This window comes from Serratia sp. LSHTC3, assembly GCF_057197125.1.
Genome location: NZ_JBXUNP010000002.1, coordinates 621,305 through 648,263, shown reverse-complemented (window position 1 = coordinate 648,263; position 26,959 = coordinate 621,305). Strand labels below are relative to the sequence as shown.

The window sequence follows — 26,959 nt, the reverse complement described above, 5'->3', positions numbered from 1 at the left end:
CCCGCCGGCGGCCAAACGGCAGGCGTAAAAAAGCCCGGTTAAAAAACCGGGCTTTTCGTCAGCTATCCACAGCGCGAGTTATACTCGGCGGAAGATCAGCGAGCCGTTGGTGCCGCCGAAGCCGAAGGAGTTACACAAGGTGTACTCCATATCGCTGACCTGGCGCGCTTCGTGAGGCACGAAGTCCAGATCGCAACCTTCATCCGGGTTATCCAGGTTGATGGTTGGCGGTACCGCCTGATCGCGCAGCGCCAGCACGGTGAAGATGGACTCGATCGCGCCCGCCGCGCCCAACAGGTGGCCGGTCATCGATTTGGTCGAGCTCACCAGCACACGCTCTGCATCGGCGCCGAACACGGATTTCACCGCCTGCGCTTCCGCCTGGTCGCCCGCCGGCGTAGAGGTGCCGTGTGCGTTGATATAACCGATTTGTGACGGGGTCACACCGGCGTCAAGCAGGGCATTTTCCATCGCCAGCGCAGCGCCTGCGCCGTTTTCCGGTGGCGACGTCATGTGATAAGCATCGCTGCTCATCCCAAAGCCAACCACTTCGGCGTAGATTTTCGCGCCGCGTTTTTTCGCATGTTCGTACTCTTCGAGCACCATCATGCCAGCGCCGTCGCCCAGCACGAAGCCGTCACGGTCTTTATCCCACGGACGGCTCGCCGCCTGCGGATTGTCATTACGGGTGGACAGGGCGCGCGCTGCGCCAAAGCCGCCGACGCCCAATGGGGTGCTGGCTTTCTCTGCCCCACCGGCCAGCATCACGTCCGCATCATTGTAGGCAATGATACGCGCCGCATGGCCGATATTGTGCACACCTGAAGTACAGGCGGTGGCGATAGAGATGCTTGGACCACGCATGCCGTACATGATTGTCAGGTGGCCTGCAATCATATTCACGATGGTGGATGGCACGAAGAACGGACTGATTTTCCGTGGGCCACCGTTAACCAGTGAACTGTGGTTTTCTTCAATCAAACCCAGGCCGCCGATGCCGGAACCGATCGCGGCTCCAATGCGGGTGGCGTTAGCCTCGGTGATGTCCAGACCTGCATCCTGCATGGCTTGCATGCCGGCAGCGATACCGTACTGGATAAAGGCGTCCATCTTGCGCGCATCTTTGCGAGAGATGAAATCCTCAGAATTAAAATTCTTTACCAGGCCAGCAAACTTGGTCGCATAGGCAGTGGTATCGAAATGGTCGATCAGGCTGATGCCACTCTGACCGGCAAGAAGAGCGTTCCACGTGGACTCTACCGTATTGCCGACAGGAGACAACATGCCCAGTCCGGTCACAACTACTCGACGCTTAGACACGTTTGTCCTCCAGGGAGGGAAAAATATGACACTAGGGATAGAAAAAACTTAGGCGGTCGAACGACCGCCTAGATATGTTCTCTTACTGCTGGCTAGCGTTGATGAAATCAATAGCTGCCTGAACAGTAGTGATCTTCTCAGCTTCTTCGTCTGGAATCTCGGTGTCGAATTCTTCTTCCAGTGCCATTACCAGCTCAACGGTGTCAAGAGAATCAGCGCCCAGATCTTCAACGAAAGAAGCGTTGTTCAAAACTTCTTCCTGTTTAACACCCAGTTGCTCAACAATGATTTTCTTAACGCGTTCTTCGATAGTGCTCATACTCTTAAATTTCCTATCAAAACTCGCTTTCGCGATGGTTTTCGTAGTGTATAAAATGCTGAAAAAGATGCAACTAAATCCCGGCTGGTCAAACCACGATTTTACGCTATTTTGCGGTTTTTGCCTCAAATAACGCAAATGGTTTTCACATTTTTTAAATCATGTACATGCCGCCATTGACATGTAACGTTTCACCGGTGATATAGCCGGCCTCATCAGAGGCCAAAAATGCAACAGCGCTGGCGATTTCTTTAGCATCGCCCAGCCGGTTGGCTGGAACTGATGACAAAATGCCTGCGCGTTGATCATCTGTCAACGCCCGTGTCATGTCCGTCTCAATAAAGCCAGGTGCCACGACGTTGACCGTAATGCCACGAGAAGCAACTTCACGTGCCAAAGATTTGCTAAAACCAATCAGACCGGCTTTAGCCGCCGCGTAGTTCGCCTGCCCTGCGTTCCCCATGGTACCGACAACGGAACCGATGGTGATGATACGGCCAAACCGCTTTTTCATCATAGCGCGCATTACCGCTTTTGACAGGCGGAATACGGAAGTCAGGTTGGTGTCGAGGATATCCTCCCACTCATCATCCTTCATACGCATCAGCAGGTTATCACGCGTGATGCCGGCATTATTCACTAAAATGTCGATTTCGCCAAATTCGGCACGAATCGATGCCAGCACGCTGTCGATAGATTGCGCATCAACAACGTTCAACATAAACCCTTTGCCGTTTGCGCCCAGGTAGCCGCTGATCGCTTCAGCGCCACTCTCACTGGTCGCGGTGCCGATCACTTTGGCGCCGCGTGCTACAAACGTTTCTGCAATGGCTCGGCCAATACCGCGGCTCGCGCCGGTGACCAGAACGATTTTACCTTCGAAGCTCATCATTTTCCTCTTTATTGTTCAAGCGCCGCCGACAGGCTGGCGGTGTCGTTCACCGCCGCAGCCGTCAGGGTGTCAACAATACGTTTAGTCAGACCGGTCAGCACTTTGCCCGGCCCCACTTCCAGCAGCGACGTCACTCCCTGTGCTGCGATAAATTCTACGCTCTCGGTCCAACGCACCGGGCTGTAAAGCTGACGCACCAGCGCGCTGCGGATCGCTTCAGGATCGTTTTCGGTGCGTACGTCGACGTTGTTCACCACCGGCACCTGCGGCGCGTTGAAGGTGATGTCCTGCAGCGCCACGGCCAGCTTGTCGGCGGCCGGTTTCATCAGCGCGCAGTGCGAAGGCACGCTCACCGGCAGCGGCAGCGCACGTTTGGCGCCGGCGGCTTTGCAGGCGGCGCCTGCACGTTCAACCGCTTCTTTATTGCCGGCGATAACCACCTGGCCCGGCGAGTTGAAGTTGACCGGAGAAACCACCTGCCCCTGCGCGGACTCTTCGCACGCCTTGGCGATCGCGTCGTTGTCCAGACCGATGATGGCGTACATCGCGCCGGTGCCTTCCGGCACCGCTTCCTGCATCAGCTTGCCGCGCAGCTCGACCAGACGGATCGCCGCCTTGAAGTCCAGCACGCCGGCGCAGACCAGCGCCGAGTACTCGCCCAGGCTGTGGCCCGCCATCAGCGCAGGCGCTTTACCGCCCTGCTGCTGCCACACGCGGAAAATCGCCACCGAAGCGGCCAACAGAGCCGGTTGGGTCTGCCAGGTTTTGTTCAGTTCTTCCGCCGGACCTTGCTGCACCAGCTGCCACAGGTCGTAACCCAGGGCGGAAGAAGCCTCGCCAAAGGTTTCTTCGACGATCGGGAACTGGGCGGCCAACTCGGCCAGCATGCCAACGGTCTGCGACCCCTGGCCCGGGAAAACAAAAGCAAATTGCGTCATTTTTTCTTCCTGTCCAAATCAGAAACGAACCAGCGCCGAGCCCCAGGTAAAGCCGCCGCCGAAGGCTTCCAACAGCACCAGTTGGCCACGCTGAATTCGCCCGTCGCGCACGGCTTCGTCCAGTGCGGAAGGCACCGAGGCGGCAGAGGTGTTGCCGTGACGATCGAGCGTCACCACCACTTTGTCCATCCCCATGCCCAGTTTTTTCGCCGTTGCGCTGATGATGCGCAGGTTGGCCTGGTGCGGCACCAGCCAATCCAGCTCGCTGCGGTCCATGTTGTTGGCCTGCAGCGTCTCGTCGACGATGCGCGCCAGCTCGGTGACCGCAACCTTGAAGACTTCGTTGCCCGCCATGGTGACATAGGCCGGCTTGTCTTGATTCTGGCGATCCTTATATGGCAGCGTCAGCAGGTTGCCGTAGCTGCCGTCGGCATGCAGATGGGTAGACAGAATGCCCGGCTCTTCAGACGCCCCCAGCACCACCGCCCCTGCGCCATCACCAAACAGGATGATGGTGCCGCGATCTTCAGGATCCAGCGTGCGTGACAACAGATCTGCGCCGATCACCAACGCATGTTTGACCGCGCCGTTTTTCACGTACTGATCGGCCACGCTGAGCGCGTAAGTAAAGCCGGCGCAGGCCGCAGCCAGATCGAACGCCGCGCAGTCTTTGATACCCAGCATGTCTTGCACCAGGCACGCCGCGCTCGGGAACGCGTGCGTATTCGTGGTGGTCGCCACCACGATCAGCCCGATGTCTTCTTTAGCCACACCTGCCATTTCCAGCGCTTTTTCAGCGGCCTGGAAGCTCATCGTCGCAACGGTTTCATCCGCGGCGGCGATGCGACGTTCGCGGATACCGGTACGCGTGACGATCCACTCGTCAGAGGTATCCACCATTTTTTCCAAATCAGCATTGGTGCGCACTTGTACGGGCAAATAACTCCCCGTACCGAGAATCTTTGTATACATGTACGATCAGTCACTCTTAGGTAATACAGCCTCAAGGCGCGCAGCAATCCTTTCCGGGACTTGCCGCTGCACCGCCTGCACAGCCTGTTCGATTGCGACTGCAAACGCGTGAGGGTTCGCAGCGCCGTGGCTCTTGACTACGGTGCTGCGCAATCCTAACAGACATGCGCCATTATACTGGTCGGGGTTCAGGTGGCCGAACCGCTTAACCACCCGTTTTTGCAACCAACGGCCCAACAATTTCAGCCACCACGCTCGCTTGTTTCCGTCGCCGGACGATTTCAGCAGCGATAAGAACACCCTGACCACCCCTTCCATGGTTTTCAGGGTGACGTTGCCCACGAAGCCATCACAAACCAACACGTCGGTCTTGCCGGTGAGCAGTTCGTTTCCTTCCAGGTAACCAATATAGTTGATTGCCGGAGTATTTTTTAGCACAGCGGCCGCTTCGCGGATATTATCCAGGCCTTTGGTCTCTTCTTCGCCAATATTCAGCAGCGCCACCCGCGGTTGCGCAATGCCGATCACCTCTTTCGCCATCACCGCACCCATCACGGCAAACTGCACCAGCATGGTGCTGTCGCACTCAACGTTGGCGCCCAGATCCAGCACCACGGTTTTGCTGCGTTGCTGGTTCGGGATCGCCGTCATCAGCGCCGGGCGCTCGATGCCTTCCAGCGGCTTGACCAGCAGCTTCGCCAATCCCATCAGCGCACCGGTATTGCCGGCGCTGACGCACCCCTGCGCGTTGCCGCTGCTGAGCTGTTCGAGCGCAATGCGCATCGACGTGCCGCGACTGGCGCGTATCGCTTGTGAAGGTTTGGCGTCGCCGGCGATCACGGACACGGCGGGCACGACTTGCAGACGCTCCAGAAGAACCGGATCGGCGTGGGCAAGCAAGGGAGAGATGACGTCGGGATTGCCGACCAGCAGGAGATGAAGCTGTAAATTAGAGGCCAGTGCCTGCAACGAAGCAGGCACTGTGACGCAGGGACCGAAGTCCCCGCCCATTGCATCTAACGCCAGGGTTAGACGAGTCAAGGTATCGCTACTTAGCCGATAACCTTGCGACCGCGGTAGAAACCGTCGGCAGTGATGTGGTGACGACGGTGAGTTTCACCGGATACTTTGTCTACAGACAGAGTAGTCGTGGTCAGAGCATCGTGAGAACGACGCATGCCACGCTTGGAACGGGTTGGTTTATTCTGTTGTACGGCCATGGACCTTACTCCTCAATTACTTACGCTTTAAACTGGCTAATACGGCAAACGGATTCGGTTTCTCCGCCTCAGGAGGCAGTTGGCCAAATACCATGTCCGCTTCGGACACTTCACAGTGTTCAGATTCATGTACCGGAACGACAGGCAGTGAAAGAATAATTTCGTCTTCAATCATTGCCAACAGATCGACTTCGCCAAACTCGTCAACTTCGATCGGTTCGTACGCTTCCGGTAATGCCTCAGCCTGCTCATCATTGACGACCGGGCTAAAACAATATGTTGTGTGAACCTGATGTTCGAACGGGACTCCACAGCGTTGGCACATCAACGTTACCGTGACGTCCGCATGCCCTGTTATCACCGCGAGGCTTTGATTGTCGATATTGAACGACAACGACACCTCGACATCACTGTCCACACTGACCACGGAGTCGGCAACACGAGTAACCTGCTCAGGCGCATAGACACCAGCATAGTCCAGGCGTTTCTGAGCGGTACGTACCGCATCAATGGTCAAGGGTAATTTTACCTTTTGCATAGGGCGCGCATATTAACTTTGTAACGACATAGAGTCAAAGAAAAAGGCCGTAAAACGGCTCCTTTCACCAATATTCGCTTCCACAGCGGCCGACAGTTTAAAATGCCGTACCCATTTACGCTACGGTTTGCGAAAAAAATTATGCAGAGATTGCTTTTAGCCTCCACCTCCCCCTATCGAAAAATGCTGCTGGAGAAGCTGCAGCTGCCGTTCGACTGCGCCGCACCGGAGGTGGATGAAACCCCCTTGCCCGGCGAAAGCGCCGAAGCGCTGGTGCTGCGCCTGGCGGCGGCGAAGGCTCAGGCGTTGGCCCTCGCCTATCCCGAGCATCTGATCATCGGCTCCGATCAGGTCTGCGTGATCGATGGCAACATCACCGGCAAGCCCCATACCGAGGAAAACGCCCGCGCGCAGCTGCGGCAGGCCAGCGGCCAGGCCGTGACTTTCTATACCGGCCTGGCGCTGTACAACGGCCGCAGCAAGCAGCTGCAAGCCTTGTGCGAGCCGTTTCACGTGCATTTTCGCGCGCTAAGCGAAGCGGAGATAGCCGCCTATGTGCGTCTGGAGCAACCGCTGAACTGCGCAGGCAGTTTCAAGAGCGAGGGATTGGGGATCGCGCTGTTCGACAGGCTGGAAGGCCGGGATCCGAACGCCCTGATCGGCCTGCCGTTGATCGCGCTGTTGGACATGTTGCGGGCTGAAGGCATCAACCCGCTGGTGTGACGCAGATTACTTGGCCGCCTGCCGGCGCAGCACCTGCAGGCAGTGGCGCAGTTCTTCGTCCATCGGCGCTTCGATGCGCATCGTTTCGCCGGTGGCCGGATGCTCAAAGCGCAGCGCCGCGGCGTGCAGGAACAGCCGCTTCAGGCCGGTACCCGCCAGTTGACGATCGAACTCGCGATCGCCATAGCGATCGTCAAAGGCGATCGGGTGCCCGGCATGCAGAGTGTGCACGCGGATCTGGTGAGTACGCCCGGTGATCGGGCTGGCCTTCACCAGGGTGGCGAATTCGTAACGCTCTTCTACCTTGAAGCGGGTTTCCGAAGGCTTGCCTTCGCTGTTGACGCGCACGATACGTTCGCCGCTTTGCAGAATATTTTTCAGCAACGGCGCCTGTACGGCCTTGCAGTGCGATTGCCACTGGCCGCGCACCAGCGCCAGATAATCCTTCTGCATGCCCTTCAGCCGCAGTTGCTCATGCAGCGAACGCAGCGCGGAACGCTTCTTGGCCACCAACAGCACGCCGGAGGTATCGCGATCGAGCCGATGCACCAGCTCCAGGAAACGGGCCTCAGGGCGCAGCGCCCGCAGCCCTTCAATCACGCCGAAGCTCAGGCCACTGCCGCCGTGCACCGCGGTGCCGGAAGGCTTGTTGAGGATCAGCAGGTGGTCATCTTCATACAGAATGCAGTCGGCCAGCGCCGCCACCTTATCCAGCTTGGCCGACACTGGCGTCTCTTCGCGCTCGGCCACGCGCACCGGCGGCACGCGCACCACGTCGCCGGCCGCCAATTTGTATTCGACCTTGATGCGCCCTTTATTAACCCGCACCTCACCTTTACGCACGATGCGATAAATCATGCTCTTCGGCACGCCTTTCAGGCGAGCGAGCAGAAAGTTGTCGATTCTCTGACCGGCTTCGTCGTCGGAAATCGTGATGAATTGTACTGCTGGATTGTTCGTTTTCATGGTGCGGGATTCTAAATAGAGCGCGTGAATAGCGCCACATCTTTTTCTGTGCTTAACTGTCTCTCTGACGGCGGGCGAAACCCCAGCGGACAATAAGGCAGCAAGCCGATTTGAACGTTTGCGATTTCTTCCGCAGTTAAGGAAAAGTCACCTTGCTATAACGGCATCAGCAGTGGAATAATGCAGTCACTTTCCGCGTTGATTCTCGTTAAACAGGGAAAACGGTGGAATTATAAAATTTGTCTGATCGCGCAAAAACGCAGCAATGGCGTAAGACGTAATGCGAAATCAAACAATTAGCGGGCTGCGGGTTGCAGCTTGGCCGGCAAATGGAATCAGATCTGTCGACGTAAATCAGAGGCTATTCCCCTAGTAAAAGTGCTGTCTTTCACAAAGAAAAGCAGGCTTACCGAGATAATGCGCCCCTATGCAGGCGACAACCGTGAGGTTGACGACTTTGCGAGAAGACACGGGGCTTTCGGTTTAACTCCGGCCATGAGGTTATTTTGCCCGCAGCTTTGTCGATAATGTAAAAATAACGAGTAAGTTAAGATGAAAAGAATGTTGATTAACGCAACTCAGCAGGAAGAGTTGCGTGTTGCCCTCGTAGATGGACAGCGGCTGTATGATTTGGATATCGAAAGTCCGGGTCATGAGCAGAAAAAAGCGAATATTTACAAAGGCAAAATCACCCGCATTGAACCAAGTCTTGAAGCAGCGTTCGTGGATTACGGCGCAGAACGACATGGTTTCCTCCCCCTTAAAGAAATCGCCCGCGAATACTTCCCTAGCAATTACTCTTCCCATGGTCGCCCAAACATCAAAGATGTGCTGCGCGAAGGCCAGGAAGTCATTGTTCAGGTAGACAAAGAAGAACGTGGCAACAAAGGCGCCGCCTTGACCACCTTCATCAGCCTGGCGGGCAGCTATCTGGTGTTGATGCCGAACAACCCGCGCGCCGGCGGTATTTCTCGCCGCATCGAGGGTGACGATCGCACCGAGCTGAAAGAAGCGCTCTCCTCGCTGCAGCTGCCGGACGGCATGGGCCTGATCGTTCGCACCGCGGGCGTAGGCAAATCCGCCGACGCGCTGCAGTGGGATCTTTCCTTCCGTCTGAAGCACTGGGAAGCGATTAAAAAAGCCGCCGAAGGCCGCCCTGCGCCGTTCCTGATCCACCAGGAAAGCAACGTTATCGTGCGCGCCTTCCGCGACTACCTGCGCCCGGACATCGGCGAAATCCTGATCGACAACCCGAAAATTCTCGATCTGGCCAAAGAGCACATCGCTGCGCTGGGTCGCCCGGATTTCAGCAGCAAAATCAAACTGTACAGCGGTGAAATTCCCCTGTTCAGCCACTACCAGATCGAATCGCAGATCGAATCCGCCTTCCAGCGCGAAGTGCGCCTGCCGTCCGGCGGCTCGATCGTCATCGACAGCACCGAAGCGCTGACCGCCATCGACATCAACTCCGCGCGCGCAACCCGCGGCGGCGACATCGAAGAGACGGCGTTCAACACCAACCTGGAAGCGGCGGACGAGATCGCTCGCCAGCTGCGCCTGCGCGACCTCGGCGGCCTGATCGTCATCGACTTCATCGACATGACGCCGGTACGCCACCAGCGCGAAGTGGAAAACCGCCTGCGTGACGCCGTGCGCCAAGACCGCGCGCGCATCCAAATCGGCCGCATCTCCCGCTTCGGCCTGCTGGAAATGTCGCGTCAGCGCCTCAGCCCGTCGCTGGGCGAGTCCAGCCACCACGTGTGCCCACGCTGTAACGGCACCGGCACCATTCGCGACAACGAATCGCTGGCGCTGTCCATTCTGCGCCTGATCGAAGAAGAAGCGCTGAAGGAAAACACCAAAGAAGTTCACGCTATCGTGCCGGTTCAGGTCGCTTCGTACCTGCTGAACGAAAAGCGCGAATCCGTCAGCGCGATCGAAAAACGCCAGGGCGGCGTGAAAGCCGTCATCGTGCCGAACGATCAGATGCAAACCCCGCACTACTCGGTGCTGCGCGTGCGCAAGGGCGAGGAAACCTCTACCCTCAGCTACCTGCTGCCGAAGCTGCACGAAGAAGACATGGAGCGCCCGCTGGAAGATGCGCCGATGGAACGCAAGCGTCCGGAGCAACCGGCCCTGGCTTCCTTCTCGCTGTCCGCCGATGCGCCGCCGCCGGCTGAAGAGCCCGTCGCCGTGACCAAACCTGTCGCTGCCGCCGCCAAGGCGAAAGCCGCAGCGCCGGTCGCCGCCAAGCAGGGCTTCCTGGGCCGCCTGTTCGGTGGTCTGAAGAGCCTGTTCGCCGGTGAAGAACAACCTGCCGTCGAAGAAGCCAAACCGGCCGAAACGCCGAAAGCGGAAGGCAACGGTGAAAACCGTCGTCAGGATCGTCGCGGTCAGCGCCGCCAAGGCACCGGCCGTAAAGAGCGCGGTGAGCGTGGCGATCGTCCTGAACGCGGCGAGCGTAAAGAGCGCGGTGAAGGCCGTGACAATCGCGAGCGCGACAACCGTGAACCGCGTGAGAACCGTGAAGGCCGTGAATCGCGTGAGTCCCGCGATGAGCAGCGTCGTAACCGCCGCAACCAGCAGCAGAACGCGCCGGTAGCGGAGGAAACCACTTCGGAAGAAAGCGCTAAAGCGCCGCGCGAAGATCAGCAGCAGCGTCGTGAGCAGCGTGCTGAACGCCAGCGTCGCCGTCAGGAAGAGAAACGTCAGGCTCAGCAGGAAGTGAAAGCGCTGGAAAGCGTTGAAGCGGTCGAGAGCACCGACGAAGAGCAGGAAGAACGCCAGCAGCAGAACATGCAGCGCCGTCAGCGCCGCACGCTGACGCAGAAAGTGCGTATCCTGTCTGCCGAAGAAGAGCTGCAGCGTGCAGCGGAAGAGCTGTTGGCGCCGAAAGCGCCGGTAGCGAAAGCCGAAGACGTGCAGCCGACCGCCGACGATAGCGTCAAGCTGCTGCCGGAAACCGTTGCCGCACAGCCGGAAGACGATGCCCAGGGTGAAAACCGCGGCAACGGCGAAGGCATGCCGCGCCGCTCCCGTCGTTCACCGCGTCACCTGCGCGTCAGCGGCCAGCGCCGCCGTCGTTACCGCGATGAGCGTTACCCGCTGCAATCTCCAATGCCGCTGGCGGGTGCCTTCGCTTCGCCGGAAATGGCATCGGGCAAAGTCTGGGTAAGCTACCCGGTCGCTCAGGTTGAAGAAGCCGAAGTGCAGACCGAAGCCGTAGAGCAGGCACCGGTTGTCGCCGCAGCGGTTGAACAACACAACGTTGCCGTGGAAGAAACCCAGGCCGCGGCCAGCGTCAACGAACCGGCACCAGAAGCCGCCGTTGAAACTGCCGCCGTCACCGTAACGGAAGAAGCTGCAGCCGTAGCGCCTGTCGTTGCTATCCCGGCCGAGGAAACCCCGGCGCCGGCGGAAGCCGCGGTTGAAGAGCCGAAAGTGGAAGAGACTGCCCCGGCAGTGGAAGCCGAGCCGGTAGTTGAAACCGTTGCTGCAGAGCCTGTAGTTGAAGCTAAGTCGGTCGAGGACGAGCCTGTGGTCGAAACTGCGCCGGTAGAAGCCACGCCAGCGAAAGAAACGCCAGTGGTAGAAGCTGCACCTACGGCGGCGGCCGTGGAAGCCGCTCCGGTGGAAACAGCCCCTGCGCCAGTGGTTGCTCAGCAGCCGGCGCCGGTGAAAGCCGTGCAGAACGTGCTGTACAAACACATCGCCACTGCACCGATGACCAAAGCGCCGGCACCAGCCTATGTACCGGAAGAACGCAAGCACAGCGACTGGCAGCGCCCTTCCTTCAACTTCGAAGGCAAAGGCTCCGCAGGCGGCCATTCGGCGGTGAGCCAGGCAACCGCGCCGGCCACCAAACCGCAGCCGGTTAACGAATAAGTTAATCTGCACCCCTAAAAAAACCCGCCATCGGCGGGTTTTTTCTTGCCTGTAAAATACTCAGGCGATCTTCTTCAGTTTTTTGATGTCCAGAACATCCAACTTGCCGTCAAGCCGGCTGACGAACTGCTGAAAATGCGCCGTCTCATTATGCTTATCCAGCGCTTCGCTGCTGGCCCAACGCTCAAAGAACACGAAAACACCCGGCTTTTCCAGATCGCGATGCAAGTCATATTGCAGGTTGCCCAACTCCTGGCGGCTCGGCTCGATAATGTCGTGCACCGCTTCGCTGACGGCGGCTTCAAATCCCGCTTTCGCTTGCAGGGTGGCGATAACGCGTACTTCCATTGCTTTCTCCCTTTCCACTTGATGAAGGTCGACGGTATTGGCGTCGGCATCGTTGAAATCCCGGTTACTATGCGCCCGCCGCGCTATTGATTTCAACTTGTCGGCAACAAACAGATGCATCTGCGGCACTTTCCGCTTATCCTTACACCCCGGCGTGAATAAACCCATTATTCGCTTTTCATTAGACGTATTTGACCGCCGGAGCCTAGCTAGATGACCGCACAACCTCAAGTTCTGAAAATCCGCCGCCCAGACGACTGGCATATCCACCTGCGTGACGATGAAATGCTGAAAACGGTGGTGCCCTATACCAGTCAGGTATTTGGCCGGGCGATCGTGATGCCGAACCTGGTTCCGCCCGTAACGACCGTGGCCGCCGCGCGCGCCTACCGCGATCGCATTCTGGCGGCGGTCCCGCAGGGGCACAACTTCACTCCGCTGATGACCTGCTACCTGACCAACTCCCTGGCGGCCAGTGAACTGGTCAACGGCTTCGAGCAAGGGGTGTTTACTGCCGCCAAGCTGTATCCGGCCAACGCCACCACCAACTCCAGCCACGGCGTCAGCGACGTGACTGGTATTTACCCGCTGTTCGAACAGATGCAAAAAATCGGCATGCCTTTGCTGATCCACGGCGAAGTGACCGATCCCGCCGTCGATATCTTCGACCGCGAGGCGCGCTTTATCGAACAGGTGATGGAACCGATTCGCCAGCATTTCCCTGAGCTGAAGATCGTCTTCGAGCACATCACCACCAAGGAAGCGGCGCAATATGTGCAGGCAGGCAATCGTTTCCTCGGCGCCACCATCACGCCGCAGCACCTGATGTTCAACCGCAACCACATGCTGGTCGGTGGCATTCGCCCTCACCTGTTCTGCTTGCCGATCCTCAAGCGCAATGTCCACCAGGAGGCGCTGCGTCAGGCGGTGGCCAGCGGCTCGGACCGCTTCTTCCTTGGCACCGACTCCGCGCCGCACCTCAAGCACCGTAAAGAGTCCAGCTGTGGCTGCGCCGGCTGCTTCAACGCGCCGAATGCCATCCCGGCTTACGCCGCCGTGTTCGAACAACTCGGCGCGTTGGAACACTTTGAAGCCTTCTGTTCGCTCAACGGCCCGCGCTTCTATGGCCTGCCGCTCAACGAAGACTTCATCGAACTGCAGCGCGTGCCAACCACCCAGCCGGAAGAGATCGCCCTCGGCAATGAATCCGTGATCCCCTTCCTGGCGGGTGAAACCCTGAACTGGTCGCTGAAAGACTGATATTTTTGCTTCGCCCTCTTGCCCCCGCACTCGGTTAACTGTATAAATAAACAGTAAATCGCTTCGGGGGCAATTATGCGTGTTGAAGTCACTATAGATAAAACCCGGCCGCTGCCGGCGGGCGCCATTGAGGCGCTGACCGGTGAACTGGGCAAGCGGGTCAACCGCCAGTTTCCAGACGCCGTCGTGCACGTACGTTATGCCGGCGCCAACGGGCTCTCCGTGCTGGGGGGCGCCAAAACCGACCGGGATCTGATCGAGGAAATCCTTCAGGAAACCTGGGAAAGCGCAGACGAATGGTTTAGCGCAGAATAACACTGCAATGCTGTTTTTGCCGGGGGTCGCTCTCCGGCTTTTTTGTTTCTGGCGCCCTGCCCATTCATCGCTTACCCTTACTCTGGAACAAAATCCGCCTCAGCGCTGTATTTAACGCAAAGGAGCAAGCATGGCCCCGGACAAGGTGAAATCCGAAGACGCAATGACGTTTGGCGAACTGCTGGCGCTGATAGCCGATCAGAAAAGGCGCTTGAACGTACTGGAAGTGGCTTTTTCTTATCTGGCCTTCAGCCTGGATGACAAAGCCAACCAACGGCTGATCCACAGCCTGAAGCTGGAATCGCACAGCCAGAATCGCGATGCCGAAACGCAAAAGCATTTCGCCCATTTGGCCGAAGAGCTGGAAAAATGTCTGCATGGCGCATCGCCGCCTGCCGACGCGGAATAACGCGCTGCGCTCTGCTCATCCACTGCTGCACATACAAATTTGTAGAATAATTGTTCAAATAAATATTTATTTTGCAAATTTCGGTGACAACCCTCTCCACCGTTGAAAGCGGATGCGTATACTGTAATTGCTCTCATGATGATGAGCCGCATTGATCCTCGTTAGTCACTCACGGTAGTTACTACTCAATAAGGGGTCTTTATGGACAGAAATGATGAAGTAATTCAGACGCACCCGCTTGTCGGTTGGGATATCAGTACTGTCGACGTTTACGACGCCATGATGATACGCCTTCATTACCTGTCTTCACTAGACCAAACGCCCGAAGAAGCCCAAGTAGACCGAACGCTTTGGCTGACTACAGATGTCGCCCGTCAATTAATCAATATTTTAGAGGCCGGCATCGCCAAGATTGAAGCTACGGATTACCAGGATCTTGATCGCAGAAAACATTGATTCATCGTCCCCTAACCCTAAGGCGCCGTGACCGTTCCCGGCGCCTTTTTCTTTGCCTTTCACCGTTCAATCAGTGCATTGCGCTCGCCAACCTTTTATCATGGGGCGATAAGCAATCGCTATCAGAGAGGGTGGGCACGTGGAATATGATTTGATCGTGGTGGGCAGCGGTTCAGTCGGCGCGGCGGCAGGGTATTACGCTACCCGGGCCGGCTTGAAAGCGCTGATGATCGACAGCGCCATTCCTCCACACCGCAACGGCAGCCATCACGGCGATACCCGCATCATTCGTCACGCTTACGGCGAAGGTGAAAAGTACGTGCCGCTGGTGCTGCGTGCGCAGGCGCTGTGGAATGCGCTGATTCAGCAATCCGGTGAAGAACTGTTCCAGTCGTGCGGCGTACTCAACCTGGGGCCGCAGCACTCCGAATTCATTCGCAATGCTCAGCAGAGCGCGCAAAAGTTTCGCCTGAATGCGCAAACCCTCAGCGCCGAACAGATCGCTCAACGCTGGCCGGAATTCCGCGCGCCGGAAGGTTACGTCGGCGTCTTCGAGCCAGACGCCGGCTTCCTGCGCTCCGAACAGGCGGTTGCCAGCCTGATCAAACTGGCGAAAGAGGCCGGCTGCAGCCAGCTGTTCAACTGCCCGGTCAGCGCGGTGAACCCGATTGATGGCGGCGTTGAGATCGTCACCGGCGAAGGGCGTTTCACGGCGCGAAAAGCGGTGGTCACCGCAGGCACCTGGGTGAAAGCGCTGTTGCCGCAGCTGCCTATCGCGCCATTGCGCAAGGTATTCTCCTGGCATCAGGCGGACGGCCGCTACAGCGTGAACAATCGCTTCCCGGCCTTTACCGTCGAAGCGCAGGACGGCACGCACTATTACGGCTTCCCGGCGGATAACGATGGCCTGAAAGTGGGCAAACACGACGGCGGCCAGCCGATGGATGCCCCCGAACAGCGCAAACCCTTCGGCAGCTACGCCAGCGACGGCACGGAAGTTTTCTCCTTCCTGCGGCAATTTTTGCCGGGTGTAGGCGTATGTTTACACGGCGAAGCCTGCAGTTATGATATGAGCCCCGACGAAGATTTTATTATCGATACCCTGCCGGATTGCGATCGCCTGATGGTCATCAGCGGATTGAGCGGCCACGGCTTCAAGTTCGCCAGCGCACTGGGCGAGATCGCCGCGCTGTTCGCGCAGGACAAAGCGCCGCCGGTTGACCTCTCCAGCTTTGGTCTGAAGCGATTCAGCTAAGCGAAGGATTTCGCTGTCCACGTTCCCGTCGCGCCCTGGACAGCGAAATCTGCCGGTTACAATTTATTAACCTGCTAACTCTTTTAAATACCAAGTAAAAATTCTGATAACGGAAATTTCTTGCATTCAGCATTTGAATTTCCGAATTGAACACTTGCAGTGTAAGTCCTATTTTACAGAAGATATGCTCCATCGGCTTTCAACAAGGACGTCACCATGAAACTACTTGTCGTGGACGAATGCTGCTTCACCCGGGTCGGTATAGCCAGCTACTTTGCTGATAGTGGGATTACGACGATCAAGTGCTGCCACAGCATTGAATACGCTACGCCGCTGTTGGCCAGCTTTCAGCCGAGCCACATTCTGGTGAACCTCAGCAACCAATGCCGCTATAACGAAGCGGACGCACAGCTGCAGGCATTTATGGAAGCCAGCCAGTCCGCCTTGCTGTTTATCTATCTCGATACACCTTATCCTTACAGCGAAGCGCCAATGCGCATTGCCGATAATGCCTTTCTGTTCAATAAAAGCATTCTGCCGCTCACCTTACGCACGCTGCGCGAAAATCCGCTGGCGCTGGCCGATGACGGCGAAGAGCGTTCCCTGTTCAGCCCACAGGAACTGACGGTAATGAAATATTGGATGGCGGAAATGCCCAACTACCGTATCGCGAAAAAGCTGCAGATCAGCTCGCATACGGTGTACGTGCACAAGCGTCACATCACGGAGAAGATCAACGCGCGCAACCGGCTGGAGTTCTACTCGCTGTATAACGTGCTGCGCTATTTCTACCCACCGAGCACGCCAACCAATTCGACGCCGCTGGCGCTGCTGGCGGTATAACATCAAGCCTGCGATAACGCAGGCTTTTTTATCGCCGCTCTTCCAGCACTCACGCGCGGCGCGCTGTAAAAGACGCCGAGAAAAGGACTATAATCAAGGGTCCTTCTCTTCAGGCGGCTGAAATGTTAAACCGAATACTGGCGGCTATCGTCAACAATGTGCGTGAGCACCTGGTGCTTTACCTTTGTCTGTGGCTGGTGCTGCTGGCGTTGGATGTCTATTTCTTCTTCGTCATGTAAGCCATGCCGCCGTTATTTCCCCGATTGAGCTTCAGCCGCTTCGGCGATCCCACCCAGGTGCTGGAATTGCAGCAGATGAGCAGACCGCTGCTGCGCCCCGGGCAGCGGTTATTGCAGATGCGCTATGCCCCGATCAACCCTTCCGATCTGATCCCGATCCACGGCCAATACGCGCACCGCACCGCCCTGCCGCAGGTGCCGGGATATGAAGGCGTAGGCATCATCGTCAATTCGCAGAATGGGCATTCAACGGGCCGACGCGCGCTGGCGGTAGCGGGTAACGGCAGTTGGCAAACCTTCGTCACGCTGCCTGAGGATCGGGTGGTCTGGGTGCCGGACGACATCGACGACGCCTGCGCAGCGCAAATCTATATCAACCCGCTCACCTGCTGGGTGCTGTTGACGCAATGGCTGCCGCTCAACGCCGGCGACGTACTGCTGCTCAACGGCGGCGGCTCCGCTGTCAGCCTGCTGCTGGCGCAGCTGACGGCGCTGCGCGGCATTCGTCTGGCGGTCGTGGTGCGCAACGTCGCTCATTGCCAGGCTTTACTGGCCGCCGGCGCCTGGCGCGTTATCGAAGCGCCGCAGCTGGTGGAAATGACGAATTTTGGCGCCCGTGCGGCCATCGACTGCATCGGTGGAGAAGACGGATTGCAATTGGCGCGGACGGTGCGCTCCGGCGGCGATTTTGTGGCGCTGGGCCTGCTGAGCGGCCGCCAGGTAGACTGGCGGCGCGTGGTGGACGAGTTAAAGCTGCGCGCTTCGCTGTTCCACCTGCGCAAATGGAACGCACAGGCGACGCCGGCGCAATGGCAGATGGCGTTTTATCAGTTGTTCCAGCTGCTGCGACGCGGCCAGCTGGCGCTGCGCCCACCCGCCGCGATTTATCCTTTGTGTCAGTACGCAGCGGCGCTGCAGCATGCCGCACAACCCGGCGTGAGCGGAAAAATCTTCCTCACTCCGGCGCCGCCGGAGGCTGGCGCGGCGGGCGGCCGTCTCCCAGGATAACCGCCAGCCGATAGCCGCCCTCGGTGGTCTCCAGCGCGATGCGCGCCACGATCGTCAGCGGCACCGACAGCAACATGCCCACCGGGCCGAGCAGCCAGCCCCAGAAGATCAGCGACAGGAACACCACCAGCGTCGACAGCCCCAGCCCGCGCCCCATCACGCGCGGCTCGAGGATATTGCCGATCACCATGTTGACAGCGATAAAGCCGCCCGCCACCACCAGCGCATCCCCCAATCCGTTGAACAGCAGCGCCTGAATCAGCGGCGGAATGGCGGCCAACACCGAGCCGATATTGGGAATATAGTTGAGCAGAAACGCCAGCAGCCCCCAGATAAAGGCAAAACGCACGCCGACCGCCGCCAGGAAGATCCAGACGATCACCCCGGTGGCCAGGCTGATGATGGTTTTAATCACCAGATAGCGCGTCACGCCGTCCAGCGCCCGCCGCATCGCGGCGAGCCCCTCGTTCGGCTTATCCAGCGCCTGCTGCAGCTTGTAAGGCAGCAGCTGCACTTCGAACAGCATAAACACCACGGTCATCAGCAGCAGGAAGACGTTGGTCATGGCGCCAGACAGGTGCCCCAGCATGCGGGTGACCAGATTCATCGCCGCGCTGGGATCGACATACTGCAGCATCGCTTCGCTGGAGAGGCTGATATTGAAGCGATCGGCGTAATGCTGCAGCTCGCGCAGCTTCTCGATCATCATGCCGCGGTACTGAGGCAGCGAGCGGGCGAATTCGTTCAGCGAAGCACCCAGCATGCCGATAAACAGCATCACGACCACGATCACCGCCGTCAGCAGCAGCGTCACCCCGACGATACGCGGCACCCGCTTGCGTTCCAGCATCGCCACCAGCGGGTTCAACACCATAGCGAGAAATACCGCCAGCAAAAACGGCACCACGATGTCGGCGGCGGCTTTCACCCCGGCCAAAATGATCACCAACATCGCCAGCAGGACGGCCAGACGCAGGCTGCTGTCGGTCACGCGGGTTCGGCCCATGACGTTTCCTTGTTATTTCACTGGGTTAACCGGCCTCATGGGGCCGTCTCTTGGCGCTAATGGTAGCAAAATCCGCCGCTGCACCGCAGGGGATTTAGCGCAACCGTTCGATGAAACTAATATTTTCGCCCTTCTCTCGTCGCAAGAAATAGGCATAACCTTTGCCAACAAATAATCCCGCCGGGCAATTCATGCAGAATTTACGTAAAATGACAAAAGCTGACGTTAATAAAGAATAATCCTAACTTTCAACAACTAGCATAAATTTATGTGAGCAAAACAATATCATCTTCAACGATTTATCTGATTAACTCCCAACATCTCAAACAAATTCACTGACTAATATTTCTAAGAAGTAACATAGTTAAATTTATTATTGATTTTATGTTTCCTAAAGTTTAATTATTGCAGCCAGCCAATCGGTAATCGAAGGAAACAGGATGCTCTGGAAAAATACCGCCGATCGTTTCGGCCATGTGTCAGTGTTGATCCACTGGCTGGTGGCGTTGACGGTGTACGGCATGTTCGCGCTCGGCCTGTGGATGGTCACGCTGGGCTATTACGACGTCTGGTACCACCAGGCGCCGGAGATCCACAAAAGCATCGGCACGCTGCTGTTCATCGTGATGGTGATCCGCGTGATCTGGCGCTTTGTCTCACCGCCACCCAAGCCGCTGGCCAGCTATGGCCGCCTCACTCGCGTCAGCGCCATCCTCGCGCATCTGGCGCTGTACGCCGTGCTGTTCGGCATTCTGATCAGCGGCTATCTGATCTCCACCGCCGACGGTCAACCGATCAGCGTGTTCGGCTGGTTCAACGTGCCCGCCACCGTGACCGGCATGGCGGAACAGGCCGACACCGCCGGCGCCATACACCTTTACCTGGCCTGGGCCGTGGTAGTGCTCTCGGTACTGCACGGGCTGGCCGCGCTTAAACATCACTTTATCGATCGTGATGTCACTTTGAAACGGATGCTGGGTAGCAGCGCCGATTAACCTTTGGATTTATGGAGATTGCTATGTTGAAAAAGACCGTATTGGGCCTGACCGCAGGCGCCCTGCTGCTGAGCGCCGGTTCCGCACTGGCGGCGGACTACAAGATCGACAAACAGGGCCAGCACGCCTTTATCGAGTTCCGCATCCAGCATCTGGGCTACAGCTGGCTGTACGGCAGCTTTAAAGACTTCGACGGCGGCTTCACCTTCGACGAAAAAGATCCTTCGAAGGACAAGGTCAACGTGACCATCAATACCGCCAGCGTCGACACCAACCATGCCGAGCGCGACAAGCACCTGCGCAGCGCCGAATTCCTCAACGTGGAGAAGAACAAGCAGGCCAAGTTTGAATCCACCGAAGTGAAGAAAAACGGCGACGGTTATGCGGTGGTCGGCAACCTGACGCTGAACGGCGTCACCAAACCGGTTACGCTGGACGCCAAACTGATTGGCCAGGGCAACGATCCGTGGGGCGGCTACCGCGCCGGCTTTGAAGCCAACGGCAAGATCAAGCTGAAAGATTTCGGCATCACCACCGATCTGGGCCCGGCGTCGCAAGACGTTGAGCTGATCATCTCCGTAGAAGGCGTGCGCGAGAAATAAAAAAAAGCCCGGCTTGGCGGCCGGGCTTCTCATTTCCTCAGGCTCAGCGGGCTGGGCCTTCTTCTTCCGGTGCCGGAATGTGCATCGTGGTCTGCAGCAAGCCTTTCGACTTATTGAAGATCTTGACGCCATTTTCACGGCCGGCACGGCGCGCGCGCTGCTCTTCGCGCGGCAGCTTCAGCTCTTCGCGGCAAATCTCGCTGCAGCATCCTTCAAACTTGGCGGCGCAGCTCGGGCACTGAATGAACAGCAGATGGCAGCCGTCGTTCTTGCAGTTGGTATGAGTGTCGCACGGCGCTCCGCACTGGTGGCAGTTGGCGATCACATCGTCGGAGATGCGCTCGCCCATGCGCTCATCGAACACGAAGTTTTTGCCGATAAACTTCAGCGGCAACCCCTGTTCTTTCGCTTTGCGGGTGTATTCGATGATCCCGCCTTCCACGTGGTAGATGTTTTTAAAACCGTTGTGCAGCATATAGGCGCTGGCTTTTTCACAGCGAATGCCGCCGGTACAGTACATGACGATATTCTTGTCTTTGCTGTCCTGCAGCATCTCCACCGCCATCGGCAACTGATCGCGGAAGGTATCCGACGGCACCTCGATGGCGTTTTCGAAGTGGCCGACTTCGTACTCATAGTGGTTGCGCATATCGACAAATACCGTATTCGGATCGTCGATCATCTGATTGACGCGCTCGGCCTGCAGATACTCGCCGACGTTGCTCGGATCGAAACTTTCGTCATCGATGCCGTCGGCCACGATACGCTCACGCACCTTGAGGCGCAGCACCCAGAAGGATTTGCCGTCGTCTTCGAGCGCGATATTCAGGCGTACCTGATCCAGCGCCGGGTGCGAGGCGAACAGCGCGGCTTTGAACGCGTCGAAGTTATGCTGAGGCACGCTGATCTGCGCGTTGATGCCCTCTTTCGCCACGTAGATGCGGCCAAACACCTTCAGTTTTTCAAACTGAACGTACAGGCTGTCGCGAAACGCCTTGGGATCGTCGATGGAGAAGTATTTGTAAAAAGAAACTGTGGTGCGCGGCTCGGTTTCCGCCAGCATGCGCGCCTTCAGTTCCTCATTAGAAATTCGGTTATGTAACACTGGCATGGTGTACTTTCCTGTCTTTCGGGAGGTGACTGATTACCGCGCGCAGCCAGCAGGCCCACGCGCGGCGCACATCATACCCGAAAAACCACCGCCGCGCAGCCCTGGCGCAGCGCCCCGTTCAGCGCCCGCCGCCTTCGGTAAACGCGGAGGCCACCATACCGAGCGCCATCATTACGCCGGCCAGCGCCAATATCGCGTTCATCTGCAGATGTGCGCCGACGCTGCCGACCGCCGCCCCCAACACCAGCAGCCCCGCACTGATCCATGATGCCAACATATTTACCCTCTAAATAATTACCGACAATAATATCGCCATTATCTTTGGCAGGAAAGATTGTGGAAAAATTCGGCATTCGATGCATATTTAACGCCCCAAAAGGGATTTTAATGCGTTGTGTTTTCCCGGATCGCCAGAAAAATGCCACAATAGTCGCAAACAAACGGCAGAAACGAACCTTGCCGCCGAGTTCACCCGGCTGCCAGACCGTGCGATGACGCTGTCATTACACTTAAACAACCGTATTCAAACAGAGAACCCATGACTCAAGTTCCTACTTTCAATCGCTCCTTATTGCACCCGCGCTACTGGCTGACCTGGGTCGGCATCGGCTTGCTGTATCTGCTGGTGTTGCTGCCTTACCCCGTCATCTACTGGCTCGGCACCTCGATTGGGCGATTTTCCATGCGCTTTCTCAAGCGGCGCGTCGCTATCGCCCAACGCAACCTCGAGCTCTGTTTTCCCGACATGCCGCAGGCCGAACGCGATGCGCTGGTGGTAAAGAATTTCGAATCGGTCGGCATGGGGCTGTTTGAAACCGGCATGGCGTGGTTCTGGCCCAACTGGCGCATCGAGCGCTGGTTCAAGGTCAGCGGCCTGGAGCATATCCAAAAAGCGCGCGACAACCAGCAGGGCGTGCTGCTGATTGGCCTGCACTTTTTGACGCTGGAGCTGGGCGCGCGCATCTTCGGCATTCACAACCCGGGCATCGGCGTTTACCGCCCGCACGACAACAAGCTGATGGACTGGCTGCAAACTTGGGGACGCATGCGTTCCAACAAGTCGATGCTGGATCGCAAGGACGTCAAAGGCATGATCCGTGCCCTGAAACAGGGCGATATCATCTGGTATGCGCCGGATCACGACTACGGCCCGCGCAGCAGCGTTTTCGTGCCGCTGTTCGCCGTGGACAAAGCCGCCACCACCACCGGCAGCTATGTGCTGGTGCGAATGGGTAAACCGGCGATCATTCCGTTCACCCCGCGTCGCCTGCCGGACAGCAAAGGGTATGAGCTGATCATGCAGCCGGCGGTGGAAAACTTCCCGCTGGATAATGAACTCGACGCCGCCGCCTTCATGAATAAAGTGGTGGAAAAAGAGATCCTGATGGCGCCGGACCAATACATGTGGCTGCATCGCCGCTTCAAGACCCGTCCGGAAGGCGAGCCTTCGCTTTACTGATTAAACCAACCCGCCGTCGGCGGGTTTTTTATTGCGTGCCTCTTGAGAATCGCCGGCGAGGGTGGGATGGTAATGCCTTTGCCGACACCCCAGGAGCCGCTATGTACATTGTCAGCCTGACCTACCATCGCCCGATCGCCGACGTCGACAGCCACCTTGACGGGCACATCGCCTGGCTTAAGAAATATTTTCAGGACGGCACCTTCGTCGCTTCCGGCCGCAAGAATCCCCGCACCGGCGGCGTTATCCTGGCCAAGGGCATTGAGCGTGCGCAGCTGGACGCCATCCTGGCCGAAGATCCATTCAACGCCGTGGCCCACTACGAGGTCATCGACTTTAGCGCGACCACCACCGCCGCCGGTTTCGAGGCGCTGGCCGGCTTATAAAACGCTGTAAATTCCGCGCGCTAAGCGCGGAATAAGGTTTAAACGCCATTTTTAAAACTTTATTTCATTTTTCGCCCTATTTCCGTCCTCTGGTTTGCCGTTGCCACGCAGGCGGCGCATACTTATCAGGCTAACTTTCACGTTTTGCCCCTTCATCTCGCCACCGGCAAAGCGCGTCACCCTTCTACAGTGGACATTTATGGCTTCGGCAGCAGAACCCGTTAACTGGAAACGCAACCTTTTCGTCGCCTGGGTCGGGTGTTTTCTCACCGGCGCCGCCTTCAGCCTGGTGATGCCGTTTCTTCCGCTGTACGTAGAGACGCTGGGCGTAACCGGCCATCAGGCGCTCAACATGTGGTCCGGTCTGCTGTTCAGCATCACCTTCCTGTTTTCCGCTATCGCCGCGCCGTTTTGGGGCGCCCTGGCCGACCGACGCGGCCGTAAACTGATGCTGCTGCGCTCCGCCCTGGGCATGGCGATCGTCATGGTGCTGATGGGCATGGCGCAAACGGTCTGGCAATTTCTCGCGCTGCGCGCGGTGTTGGGGCTGCTCGGCGGGTTCATCCCCAACGCCAACGCGCTGATCGCCACCCAGGTGCCGCGCAACCGCAGCGGCTGGGCGCTGGGCACCCTGTCAACCGGCGGCGTCGGCGGCGCGCTGGTCGGCCCGCTGATCGGCGGTTTGCTGGCCGACCTCTACGGGCTGCGCCCGGTGTTTTATATCACCGCCGCGGTGCTGTTCGTCTGCTTCGTGCTGACGCTGCTGTATGTCAAAGAGCAATTCACCCCGGTGCAAAAGCGCGACATGCTGCACGCAAAACAGGTGTTCGCCTCGCTGAAGAACCCGAAGCTGGTGCTCAGCCTGTTCGTGACCACCATGATCATCCAGATCGCCACCGGCTCGATCGCACCGATCCTGACGCTGTATGTGCGCGATCTGGCCGGCGCCACCCATAACCTGGCGTTTATCAGCGGGCTGATTGCCTCGGTGCCCGGCGTCGCGGCCTTGATGAGCGCCCCACGGTTGGGCAAGCTGGGCGATCGCATCGGCCCGGAGCGCATTCTGGTGTTTATGCTGATCGTCTCGGTGCTGCTGCTGATCCCGATGGCGTTCGTGCAAACGCCGTGGCAGCTCGGAGTGCTGCGTTTTCTGCTGGGGGCGGCCGACGGCGCGCTGCTGCCGGCGGTACAGACGCTGTTGATTTACAACTGCACCAATCAGGTAGCCGGCCGAATCTTCAGCTACAACCAATCGTTCCGCGACGTCGGCAACGTCAGCGGTCCGCTGCTCGGCGCTGCGGTCTCCGCCGGCTACGGTTTTCGCGCGGTCTTCGCCGTCACCGCTTTAGTGGTGCTGTTCAACGCCGGTTATTCCTGGTGGTGTCTGCGGCGGCGGCCGGGCTATTTGCGGGAAGACACGCTGCAGGAAGAACAATAGCTGCATTTATCGCCAGCTTCCTCCGTTGGCCGGATCAACGGCGCATTTCCCCCACTTTTAATAATGCCTCCTTCGGGCCGGCGAATTTTCGTCCCACCCAGAACTTTCTTATCTCAACATTTTGTTTATCAACAAAAAAATAACTTTCAGCACATAAAACCCGCTGTCAATCATATTCCTGTCACAACCAACAGAAAAACCAGAAAAGGAGATGCTTGTCGACTTTTCGTCTAAAAAATGGGATACAGGTACTAGACAAAACCAACGACCAGTTATCAAATGGTTAAATAATATCACGCCAGATGTGAAACATCGGCCAAGTGAAGAAAAGGTCAGCACGCTTTCCACGGTTTATCAGCGTTGCAGCCACGGTGTTTGTCGGGTAATCCGCATTGGGCGGATCGCCTTTATTAAATACACATACATACCACAGTACGGGCTGCAGCCTTGCAGCGCCTTTTATTGGGAAATCGTTATGCAATCCTCTGTCAATAAGTCAGAAAGCCGGACCTTCTTCGGCCATCCCTATCCGCTGGGTTCTCTGTTCTTCACCGAAATGTGGGAGCGTTTCTCGTTCTACGGCATCCGGCCGCTGCTGATCCTGTTTATGGCCGCCACCGTGTACGACGGCGGTCTGGGTCTCGCGCGCGAGAACGCGTCGGCGATCGTCGGCATCTTCGCCGGCAGCATGTACCTGGCGGCACTGCCGGGCGGCTGGCTGGCGGACAACTGGCTCGGCCAACGCAAGGCCGTCTGGTACGGTTCGATCCTGATCGCGCTCGGCCACCTGTCGATCGCCCTGTCCGCGGTGATGGGCACCAACCTGTTCTTCATCGGCCTGATGTTCATCGTGCTCGGTTCCGGCCTGTTCAAGACCTGTATCTCGGTGATGGTCGGCACGCTGTACAAAAAAGGCGATGCGCGCCGCGATGGCGGTTTCTCGCTGTTCTACATGGGCATCAACATCGGCTCGTTCATCGCTCCGCTGATCTCCGGTTGGCTGATAAAGTCACACGGTTGGCACTGGGGCTTCGGCATCGGCGGTATCGGGATGCTGGTGGCGCTGGTGATCTTCCGGGTGTTCGCCGTCCCGGCGATGAAACGCTATGACCGCGAAGTGGGCCTGGACTCCACCTGGAACAGCCCGGTAGCGAAGAAAAAAGGCGTCGGCGCCTGGTTGCTGGCGCTGGCGGTCATCCTGGTGGCCGTCATCGTGCTGATCGCTCAGGGCACCATCGTCATCAATCCGGTCGAAGTGGCCAGCGTGCTGGTGTACGTGATCGCTGCGTCGGTCACCCTGTACTTCATCTATCTGTTCGCCTTTGCCGGCCTGAGCCGCAAAGAGCGCGCACGCCTGCTGGTGTGCTTCATCCTGCTGATCTCCGCTGCGTTCTTCTGGTCGGCGTTTGAGCAAAAACCGACCTCGTTCAACCTGTTCGCCAACGATTACACCAATCGCATGATTGGCGGCTTCGAGATCCCGGCGGTGTGGTTCCAGTCGATCAACGCCCTGTTCATCATCCTGCTGGCGCCGGTGTTCAGCTGGGCCTGGCCTGCGCTGGCACGCAATAACGTGCGTCCGAGCAGCATCACCAAGTTCGTGATCGGCATCCTGTGCGCCGCCGGCGGTTTCGGCCTGATGATGTTGGCCGCGCAGAATGTGCTGAGCAACGGCGGCGCCGGAGTATCGCCGATGTGGCTGGTGGGCAGTATCCTGATGCTGACGCTGGGTGAGCTGTGCCTGAGCCCGATCGGGCTGGCCACCATGACGCTGCTGGCGCCGGAGAGAATGCGCGGTCAGATGATGGGGCTGTGGTTCTGCGCCAGTGCGCTGGGCAACCTGGCGGCCGGTCTGATCGGCGGTCACGTCAAGGCCGACCAACTGGATATGCTGCCGGATCTGTTCGCCCGCTGCTCAGTCGCGTTGCTGATCTGCGCCGCCGTGCTTATCGTGCTGATCGTGCCGATTCGCCGCATGCTGGAAAATACCCAGTCCAAGAACGCACAAAAGCCGGCGACCAGCGCCTGACGGATAAACCGTTTTATCTCGCAAACC

Annotated in this window: 29 protein-coding genes; 16 read left to right on the top strand and 13 right to left on the bottom strand. The window is 58.0% G+C overall.

Annotated elements, in window-relative coordinates:
• Positions 1-78: 78 nt before the first annotated feature.
• The 8 genes from fabF to yceD all read right to left on the bottom strand — a co-directional run bounded on the left by fabF (position 79) and on the right by yceD (position 6,199).
• Positions 79-1,320 (bottom strand): beta-ketoacyl-ACP synthase II, encoded by a 1,242-nt coding sequence (fabF, locus tag AC2CGI_RS10310; RefSeq protein WP_004928734.1) that lies wholly within the window; start codon positions 1,318-1,320, stop codon positions 79-81.
• 82 nt (positions 1,321-1,402) lie between these two features.
• A complete protein-coding gene (acpP, locus tag AC2CGI_RS10305; protein ID WP_004719003.1) occupies positions 1,403-1,639 on the bottom strand; it encodes an acyl carrier protein in 237 nt (78 codons plus the stop codon).
• A gap of 154 nt (positions 1,640-1,793) precedes the next feature.
• Entirely contained in the window at positions 1,794-2,528 is a 735-nt protein-coding gene (gene fabG / locus AC2CGI_RS10300) for a 3-oxoacyl-ACP reductase FabG (RefSeq protein WP_004928729.1), read from the bottom strand.
• Positions 2,529-2,539: 11 nt separating this feature from the next.
• The gene (fabD, locus tag AC2CGI_RS10295; RefSeq protein WP_015377451.1) at positions 2,540-3,469 is read right to left on the bottom strand and encodes an ACP S-malonyltransferase; all 930 of its coding nucleotides are present in this window, start codon (positions 3,467-3,469) and stop codon (positions 2,540-2,542) included.
• An 18-nt stretch (positions 3,470-3,487) separates the two neighbouring features.
• The gene (locus tag AC2CGI_RS10290; RefSeq protein WP_004928723.1) at positions 3,488-4,441 is read right to left on the bottom strand and encodes a beta-ketoacyl-ACP synthase III; all 954 of its coding nucleotides are present in this window, start codon (positions 4,439-4,441) and stop codon (positions 3,488-3,490) included.
• A gap of 6 nt (positions 4,442-4,447) precedes the next feature.
• On the bottom strand, positions 4,448-5,482 hold the full coding sequence (gene plsX, locus AC2CGI_RS10285) for a phosphate acyltransferase PlsX (protein ID WP_076740343.1): 1,035 nt from the start codon (positions 5,480-5,482) through the stop codon (positions 4,448-4,450).
• A gap of 11 nt (positions 5,483-5,493) precedes the next feature.
• On the bottom strand, positions 5,494-5,661 hold the full coding sequence (gene rpmF, locus AC2CGI_RS10280) for a 50S ribosomal protein L32 (RefSeq protein WP_004927778.1): 168 nt from the start codon (positions 5,659-5,661) through the stop codon (positions 5,494-5,496).
• Between the two features lie 16 nt (positions 5,662-5,677).
• The gene (gene yceD, locus AC2CGI_RS10275) at positions 5,678-6,199 is read right to left on the bottom strand and encodes a 23S rRNA accumulation protein YceD (protein ID WP_484593945.1); all 522 of its coding nucleotides are present in this window, start codon (positions 6,197-6,199) and stop codon (positions 5,678-5,680) included.
• Positions 6,200-6,340: 141 nt separating this feature from the next.
• On the opposite strand from yceD, the gene AC2CGI_RS10270 reads away from it, so the two are divergent.
• A complete protein-coding gene (locus AC2CGI_RS10270; RefSeq protein WP_004927784.1) occupies positions 6,341-6,922 on the top strand; it encodes a Maf family protein in 582 nt (193 codons plus the stop codon).
• Positions 6,923-6,928: 6 nt separating this feature from the next.
• Here the strand turns inward: AC2CGI_RS10270 and rluC are convergent, their stop codons facing one another.
• Positions 6,929-7,888: a 23S rRNA pseudouridine(955/2504/2580) synthase RluC gene (rluC, locus tag AC2CGI_RS10265; protein ID WP_015377448.1), complete on the bottom strand. Its 960-nt coding sequence runs from the start codon at positions 7,886-7,888 to the stop codon at positions 6,929-6,931.
• Between the two features lie 552 nt (positions 7,889-8,440).
• Here rluC and rne point away from each other — a divergent pair.
• Positions 8,441-11,773: a ribonuclease E gene (gene rne / locus AC2CGI_RS10260; RefSeq protein ID WP_076740344.1), complete on the top strand. Its 3,333-nt coding sequence runs from the start codon at positions 8,441-8,443 to the stop codon at positions 11,771-11,773.
• 60 nt (positions 11,774-11,833) lie between these two features.
• On the opposite strand, the gene AC2CGI_RS10255 is transcribed toward rne, so the two are convergent.
• Positions 11,834-12,121 (bottom strand): putative quinol monooxygenase, encoded by a 288-nt coding sequence (locus tag AC2CGI_RS10255; protein WP_015377446.1) that lies wholly within the window; start codon positions 12,119-12,121, stop codon positions 11,834-11,836.
• A gap of 213 nt (positions 12,122-12,334) precedes the next feature.
• On the opposite strand from AC2CGI_RS10255, the gene pyrC reads away from it, so the two are divergent.
• The 8 genes from pyrC to AC2CGI_RS10215 all read left to right on the top strand — a co-directional run bounded on the left by pyrC (position 12,335) and on the right by AC2CGI_RS10215 (position 17,906).
• Positions 12,335-13,381 (top strand): dihydroorotase, encoded by a 1,047-nt coding sequence (gene pyrC / locus AC2CGI_RS10250; RefSeq protein WP_004927803.1) that lies wholly within the window; start codon positions 12,335-12,337, stop codon positions 13,379-13,381.
• A gap of 75 nt (positions 13,382-13,456) precedes the next feature.
• The gene (dinI, locus tag AC2CGI_RS10245; protein ID WP_015377444.1) at positions 13,457-13,696 is read left to right on the top strand and encodes a DNA damage-inducible protein I; all 240 of its coding nucleotides are present in this window, start codon (positions 13,457-13,459) and stop codon (positions 13,694-13,696) included.
• 130 nt (positions 13,697-13,826) lie between these two features.
• A complete protein-coding gene (locus tag AC2CGI_RS10240) occupies positions 13,827-14,105 on the top strand; it encodes a hypothetical protein (RefSeq protein ID WP_004927809.1) in 279 nt (92 codons plus the stop codon).
• A gap of 201 nt (positions 14,106-14,306) precedes the next feature.
• Entirely contained in the window at positions 14,307-14,561 is a 255-nt protein-coding gene (gene bssS, locus AC2CGI_RS10235) for a biofilm formation regulator BssS (RefSeq protein WP_004927812.1), read from the top strand.
• Positions 14,562-14,700: 139 nt separating this feature from the next.
• Entirely contained in the window at positions 14,701-15,816 is a 1,116-nt protein-coding gene (gene solA / locus AC2CGI_RS10230; protein ID WP_021504910.1) for an N-methyl-L-tryptophan oxidase, read from the top strand.
• A gap of 216 nt (positions 15,817-16,032) precedes the next feature.
• Entirely contained in the window at positions 16,033-16,659 is a 627-nt protein-coding gene (locus AC2CGI_RS10225; RefSeq protein WP_015377442.1) for a LuxR C-terminal-related transcriptional regulator, read from the top strand.
• A gap of 122 nt (positions 16,660-16,781) precedes the next feature.
• A complete protein-coding gene (locus AC2CGI_RS10220) occupies positions 16,782-16,898 on the top strand; it encodes a DUF2770 family protein (RefSeq protein ID WP_004927822.1) in 117 nt (38 codons plus the stop codon).
• A 3-nt stretch (positions 16,899-16,901) separates the two neighbouring features.
• On the top strand, positions 16,902-17,906 hold the full coding sequence (locus tag AC2CGI_RS10215) for a zinc-dependent alcohol dehydrogenase family protein (protein ID WP_076740345.1): 1,005 nt from the start codon (positions 16,902-16,904) through the stop codon (positions 17,904-17,906).
• On the opposite strand, the gene AC2CGI_RS10210 is transcribed toward AC2CGI_RS10215, so the two are convergent.
• Positions 17,854-18,912: an AI-2E family transporter gene (locus tag AC2CGI_RS10210; protein WP_021504908.1), complete on the bottom strand. Its 1,059-nt coding sequence runs from the start codon at positions 18,910-18,912 to the stop codon at positions 17,854-17,856. The two genes, AC2CGI_RS10215 and AC2CGI_RS10210, sit on opposite strands and share 53 nt — an antisense overlap.
• A 440-nt stretch (positions 18,913-19,352) precedes the next feature.
• On the opposite strand from AC2CGI_RS10210, the gene AC2CGI_RS10205 reads away from it, so the two are divergent.
• Both AC2CGI_RS10205 and AC2CGI_RS10200 read left to right on the top strand, forming a co-directional pair.
• Positions 19,353-19,907 carry a cytochrome b gene (locus AC2CGI_RS10205; protein ID WP_044031485.1) on the top strand — a complete coding sequence of 185 codons (555 nt, stop codon included), beginning with the start codon at positions 19,353-19,355 and terminating at the stop codon, positions 19,905-19,907.
• 23 nt (positions 19,908-19,930) lie between these two features.
• Positions 19,931-20,509, top strand: a complete 579-nt coding sequence (locus AC2CGI_RS10200; RefSeq protein ID WP_015377429.1) for a YceI family protein — start codon at positions 19,931-19,933, stop codon at positions 20,507-20,509.
• Between the two features lie 43 nt (positions 20,510-20,552).
• Here AC2CGI_RS10200 and trhO read toward each other — a convergent pair whose 3' ends face one another.
• Together trhO and AC2CGI_RS10190 are read right to left on the bottom strand one after the other, a co-directional pair.
• Positions 20,553-21,620, bottom strand: a complete 1,068-nt coding sequence (gene trhO / locus AC2CGI_RS10195) for an oxygen-dependent tRNA uridine(34) hydroxylase TrhO (protein WP_015377428.1) — start codon at positions 21,618-21,620, stop codon at positions 20,553-20,555.
• Positions 21,621-21,738: 118 nt separating this feature from the next.
• Positions 21,739-21,897, bottom strand: a complete 159-nt coding sequence (locus tag AC2CGI_RS10190; RefSeq protein ID WP_015377427.1) for a hypothetical protein — start codon at positions 21,895-21,897, stop codon at positions 21,739-21,741.
• Positions 21,898-22,158: 261 nt separating this feature from the next.
• On the opposite strand from AC2CGI_RS10190, the gene AC2CGI_RS10185 reads away from it, so the two are divergent.
• The 4 genes from AC2CGI_RS10185 (at position 22,159) to AC2CGI_RS10170 (ending at position 26,932) form a co-directional block, all read left to right on the top strand.
• Positions 22,159-23,079 carry a Kdo(2)-lipid IV(A) acyltransferase gene (locus AC2CGI_RS10185; RefSeq protein WP_076740346.1) on the top strand — a complete coding sequence of 307 codons (921 nt, stop codon included), beginning with the start codon at positions 22,159-22,161 and terminating at the stop codon, positions 23,077-23,079.
• A gap of 101 nt (positions 23,080-23,180) precedes the next feature.
• On the top strand, positions 23,181-23,465 hold the full coding sequence (locus AC2CGI_RS10180) for a YciI family protein (protein WP_004927842.1): 285 nt from the start codon (positions 23,181-23,183) through the stop codon (positions 23,463-23,465).
• A 199-nt stretch (positions 23,466-23,664) separates the two neighbouring features.
• A complete protein-coding gene (gene mdtG, locus AC2CGI_RS10175; RefSeq protein WP_004927846.1) occupies positions 23,665-24,903 on the top strand; it encodes a multidrug efflux MFS transporter MdtG in 1,239 nt (412 codons plus the stop codon).
• 475 nt (positions 24,904-25,378) lie between these two features.
• Entirely contained in the window at positions 25,379-26,932 is a 1,554-nt protein-coding gene (locus AC2CGI_RS10170; RefSeq protein ID WP_021504904.1) for a peptide MFS transporter, read from the top strand.
• The last annotated feature ends 27 nt before the right edge of the window (positions 26,933-26,959 follow it).

Coding starts and splice junctions, on each gene's coding strand:
- AC2CGI_RS10190 (WP_015377427.1), bottom strand. CDS start 21,897: ATGTTGGCATCATGGATCAGTGCGGGGCTGCTGGTGTTGGGGGCGGCG.
- rpmF (WP_004927778.1), bottom strand. CDS start 5,661: ATGGCCGTACAACAGAATAAACCAACCCGTTCCAAGCGTGGCATGCGT.
- AC2CGI_RS10290 (WP_004928723.1), bottom strand. CDS start 4,441: ATGTATACAAAGATTCTCGGTACGGGGAGTTATTTGCCCGTACAAGTG.
- bssS (WP_004927812.1), top strand. CDS start 14,307: ATGGACAGAAATGATGAAGTAATTCAGACGCACCCGCTTGTCGGTTGG.
- rluC (WP_015377448.1), bottom strand. CDS start 7,888: ATGAAAACGAACAATCCAGCAGTACAATTCATCACGATTTCCGACGAC.
- pyrC (WP_004927803.1), top strand. CDS start 12,335: ATGACCGCACAACCTCAAGTTCTGAAAATCCGCCGCCCAGACGACTGG.
- AC2CGI_RS10270 (WP_004927784.1), top strand. CDS start 6,341: ATGCAGAGATTGCTTTTAGCCTCCACCTCCCCCTATCGAAAAATGCTG.
- AC2CGI_RS10225 (WP_015377442.1), top strand. CDS start 16,033: ATGAAACTACTTGTCGTGGACGAATGCTGCTTCACCCGGGTCGGTATA.
- AC2CGI_RS10170 (WP_021504904.1), top strand. CDS start 25,379: ATGCAATCCTCTGTCAATAAGTCAGAAAGCCGGACCTTCTTCGGCCAT.
- AC2CGI_RS10210 (WP_021504908.1), bottom strand. CDS start 18,912: ATGGGCCGAACCCGCGTGACCGACAGCAGCCTGCGTCTGGCCGTCCTG.
- yceD (WP_484593945.1), bottom strand. CDS start 6,199: ATGCAAAAGGTAAAATTACCCTTGACCATTGATGCGGTACGTACCGCT.
- dinI (WP_015377444.1), top strand. CDS start 13,457: ATGCGTGTTGAAGTCACTATAGATAAAACCCGGCCGCTGCCGGCGGGC.
- AC2CGI_RS10180 (WP_004927842.1), top strand. CDS start 23,181: ATGTACATTGTCAGCCTGACCTACCATCGCCCGATCGCCGACGTCGAC.
- AC2CGI_RS10200 (WP_015377429.1), top strand. CDS start 19,931: ATGTTGAAAAAGACCGTATTGGGCCTGACCGCAGGCGCCCTGCTGCTG.
- AC2CGI_RS10215 (WP_076740345.1), top strand. CDS start 16,902: ATGCCGCCGTTATTTCCCCGATTGAGCTTCAGCCGCTTCGGCGATCCC.
- acpP (WP_004719003.1), bottom strand. CDS start 1,639: ATGAGCACTATCGAAGAACGCGTTAAGAAAATCATTGTTGAGCAACTG.
- trhO (WP_015377428.1), bottom strand. CDS start 21,620: ATGCCAGTGTTACATAACCGAATTTCTAATGAGGAACTGAAGGCGCGC.
- fabG (WP_004928729.1), bottom strand. CDS start 2,528: ATGAGCTTCGAAGGTAAAATCGTTCTGGTCACCGGCGCGAGCCGCGGT.
- AC2CGI_RS10205 (WP_044031485.1), top strand. CDS start 19,353: ATGCTCTGGAAAAATACCGCCGATCGTTTCGGCCATGTGTCAGTGTTG.
- AC2CGI_RS10220 (WP_004927822.1), top strand. CDS start 16,782: ATGTTAAACCGAATACTGGCGGCTATCGTCAACAATGTGCGTGAGCAC.
- mdtG (WP_004927846.1), top strand. CDS start 23,665: ATGGCTTCGGCAGCAGAACCCGTTAACTGGAAACGCAACCTTTTCGTC.
- fabD (WP_015377451.1), bottom strand. CDS start 3,469: ATGACGCAATTTGCTTTTGTTTTCCCGGGCCAGGGGTCGCAGACCGTT.
- AC2CGI_RS10240 (WP_004927809.1), top strand. CDS start 13,827: ATGGCCCCGGACAAGGTGAAATCCGAAGACGCAATGACGTTTGGCGAA.
- AC2CGI_RS10255 (WP_015377446.1), bottom strand. CDS start 12,121: ATGGAAGTACGCGTTATCGCCACCCTGCAAGCGAAAGCGGGATTTGAA.
- AC2CGI_RS10185 (WP_076740346.1), top strand. CDS start 22,159: ATGACTCAAGTTCCTACTTTCAATCGCTCCTTATTGCACCCGCGCTAC.
- rne (WP_076740344.1), top strand. CDS start 8,441: ATGAAAAGAATGTTGATTAACGCAACTCAGCAGGAAGAGTTGCGTGTT.